At 56.1% G+C, this 2796-nt stretch carries 4 protein-coding genes; 2 read left to right on the forward strand and 2 right to left on the reverse strand.

Going from position 1 to position 2796, the window contains the following annotated elements; genetic code table 11:
- Together Q0F21_RS06925 and Q0F21_RS06930 are read right to left on the reverse strand one after the other, a co-directional pair.
- Window positions 1-1448 (reverse strand): aminoacyl-histidine dipeptidase (locus Q0F21_RS06925; protein WP_297238584.1); only part of this gene is annotated, 1448 nt, incomplete at its 3' end.
- A gap of 49 nt (window positions 1449-1497) precedes the next feature.
- Window positions 1498-1833, reverse strand: a complete 336-nt coding sequence (locus Q0F21_RS06930; RefSeq protein WP_018106925.1) for a PAS domain-containing protein — start codon at window positions 1831-1833, stop codon at window positions 1498-1500.
- Window positions 1834-1919: 86 nt separating this feature from the next.
- On the opposite strand from Q0F21_RS06930, the gene queF reads away from it, so the two are divergent.
- Window positions 1920-2396: a preQ(1) synthase gene (queF, locus tag Q0F21_RS06935; RefSeq protein WP_297238586.1), complete on the forward strand. Its 477-nt coding sequence runs from the start codon at window positions 1920-1922 to the stop codon at window positions 2394-2396.
- Between the two features lie 212 nt (window positions 2397-2608).
- The coding region (locus tag Q0F21_RS06940) for a hypothetical protein (RefSeq protein ID WP_297238588.1) at window positions 2609-2796 on the forward strand (188 nt) is incomplete at its 3' end.

Consider the following 2796-nt stretch of genomic DNA (forward strand, 5'->3'; position numbering starts at 1 on the left):
TCCAGCATCCGTACGACGAGGTCGTATGCCTGACCGACGGTGTCGATCTTGACGCGCTCGTCTGGGCTGTGCGGATGTAGGATCGTCGGTCCGACGGAGACCATATCGGTCTCGGGAGCGATGCCCTGGAAGAGTCCGGTCTCCAGACCTCCGTGGATGATCTGAAGCTTGGGCTCCGACTTGAAGAGTTCCTTATAGGACTCCTTGGTCACATCCAGCAGGTGAGACTGAGCATTGGGCTGCCAACCGGTGTAAGAGCCACTGAGTTCCACCTCGGCACCGATCAGCTCAAAGGCACTGCAGACCATATCGGCTACCATCTGCTTGCGACTCTCGCTGGAGCTGCGGACGAGGAACTTGGCACGCACCTCGCCCTCCTCGATACTGAGGATGGCAAGATTGGACGACGCCTCGGTGGTACCGGGGAAGTCTACGAGGGTGGAGGCGACGCCATTGTGCACCGCACTGATCGCGAGGATCACCGCATCGCGTACCTCGCGGGGCATGACCTTCTTCGGCTCCTCCTCGAGCGGGGTGGCGGTAAAGGTGATGTGATTCTCCACCTGACCATACTCGGCATTGAAGAGGCACTCCCACTCCTCGACCATCTTAGCGAAGGTGTCAGCCTTCTCGCCCTCCTTGACGCAGACGATCGCCTTAGCCTCGCGGGGGATGGCATTGCGGAGCGTACCGGCATCGACGTAAGCGATGTCGAGATTAGTCTCCCGGACGGCGTGCTTGAGGAAGCGGAAAAGCATCTTCACGGCATTACCACGACCGAGATTGATGTCCACACCGGAGTGGCCACCCTTGAGACCGGAGAGGGAGAGCTCGTAGGCGATGGCACTCTTCTTCGCCTTCTCCTCCTTATAGCCGAGCGTTGCGGTGACGTCCACGCCACCGGCGCAGCCGATGAAGATCTCGCCCATCATCTCGGAGTCGAGATTGATGAGGTACTTGCCCTTGATGTCTCCAGCGACCAGCTCGTGTGCGCCGATCATACCCTCCTCCTCGTCGACGGTGAAGATCGCCTCGATGGGGCCGTGCTTCAGCGTATTATCCTCGAGGATTGCCAGCGTGATCGCATCACCGATACCGTCATCAGCACCGAGGGTGGTGTCGCGAGCGGTGACCCACTCGCCGTCGATGTAGGCATCGATCGGGTCCTTCTCGAAGTCGTGATCCGACTCGGGGGTCTTCTGCGGCACCATGTCCATATGGGACTGGAGGGTCACCATCGGGTGATCCTCGTACCCCTCGGAGGCGGGCTTGTAGATGAAGACGTTGCCCGCCTTAGTGCGGCGGGTCTCGAGACCGAGCTCCTTACCGACGCCGGCGATGTACTTCGAGATCGCCTCGCAGTGGTGGGTGGGACGGGGGTGCTGGGTGAAGGCGTGGAAGTGCTTCCAGACCAGTTCGGGCTTCAGATTCTTGATTTCCTCAGACATAGAATATGGGTTTTGGTTTTTGATTCTCTCAAAGGTACAAAAAACTCTCCTACTTGCGGACGTAGTGCTGCATCGGCTCGTCGGGCAGGATCATCGACAGCTCGATGAAGCCGGCATACTCACCGTCCTGGTACCAGGGGATCTGGTAGATGAGCTTTTTCTTACCCTTCTTGTCGATGGTGTAGACGTGCTTGAGCTCCTCGGTCATCATCTTCTGGAGGAGTGAGCGAGCAGGCTCGGGGTGGCAGTCGAGGACGTTGAAGCCGATGAGGTCGCGCCCGTCGGGGCAATTGACCTGGCGCGACTGCTGGTTCATCTCGATGATCTTCCCCTCCTTGTCGCAAATGGTGACGGATATATCCGCCTCGTCAAAGTACTTGAGCATAATAGTGGTGACTAAGTGTTGTGACACAAAGGTAGCTACACTTGGGGATAAAATCGCTACTTTTGCCCCATAACGATCATCCTAATATGACAGCACATACAGACAAAGAGAGAGAAGAGGAGGGGCTACAGCTCCTCCGCCCGCACGACACGCACTACCCGGAGGACTACGATCCGTCGGTGCTGGAGACGTTTGTCAATAAGCACCCGGACAACGACTATTGGGTCCGCTTCAATTGCCCTGAGTTCACCAGCCTCTGCCCGATCACGGGACAGCCGGACTTTGCCGAGATCCGGATCAGCTACATCCCCGACGTGCGGATGGTGGAGAGCAAGGCGCTAAAGATCTACCTCTTCTCCTTCCGCAACCACGGGGCTTTCCACGAGGACTGCGTCAATATCATCATGAAGGATCTGATCCGCGTGATGGACCCGAAGTACATCGAGGTGACGGGGCTCTTCACACCGCGCGGCGGCATCAGCATCTATCCCTATGCCAATTACGGTCGCCCCGGCACGCGCTACGAGCAGCTGGCGGAGCGCCGTCTCGAGGCACACGAGTAAGAGCCCGGGGAGACTGAATCCCTACAGATTCTCACGATTTGCAACAAGCTGCTTACAAAATAGCACCACAAACAAAATAGTTTCAAATCAAACACCAGACAATCAACGCATAACATTTGCCTGTTTAGTTTTATTTAGCCATATTTGCTACAGATTGGTTTTTGGCATTGATCCGGAATGCTAATGTACTAACACAATAAAGAAACAGGAAAATGTCTACATCCAACTTATCTTCCAAGTCCTTCTGGACGGAGGTCTTGGTTCTGCTAGGGATGGTCTACGTGCCTTTCTTATTCTTTAGAGAGACATGGAGCGATCCTCACGTCTGGCTGTTCCTCGCCGTATGGACCCCTGCGGTGGTGATCAAGGCTTACTTCAATAACCAAAGAGAGGAGTCCAA

Origin of the sequence: uncultured Porphyromonas sp., from assembly GCF_934359325.1 — a bacterium.
Classification (GTDB): Bacteria; Bacteroidota; Bacteroidia; order Bacteroidales; family Porphyromonadaceae; genus Porphyromonas_A.